The 234-nt window shown below is 53.8% G+C and carries 1 protein-coding gene; it reads right to left on the bottom strand.

What is annotated here, in order from left to right:
* Positions 1-234, bottom strand: a 234-nt coding sequence (locus G9G53_RS26670; protein WP_238794872.1) for an AMP-binding protein, incomplete at both ends; no start/stop codon positions are given.

The following is a 234-nucleotide window of genomic DNA, read 5'->3' as shown; positions in this document are numbered from 1 at the left end:
CATAAAGCATCTACCAGATTGCTAACACTGCCCTGCTCGATCATGACCCCTTTCGGCTGACCGGTGGTGCCTGACGTGTAAATCATATAGGCCAGGTTATGCGGGCCGGCGACAGGGATCAGGTTGCTCGCATCCTGTGCTCCCAGTTGAGCTTGAACGTCCTCGTCATCCAAGACTACAGCTCGAACTGTGGATGGCAAGCTGAGCGACAGGTTGGCAACTCTACTTGTAATC

Origin of the sequence: Paenibacillus sp. EKM206P, from assembly GCF_011066155.1 — a bacterium.
In the GTDB taxonomy this organism is placed as follows: Bacteria; Bacillota; Bacilli; order Paenibacillales; family Paenibacillaceae; genus Paenibacillus; species Paenibacillus polymyxa_D.
Note: the sequence above shows the minus strand (reverse complement) of the source record. Positions and strands in the feature narration are given on the sequence as shown.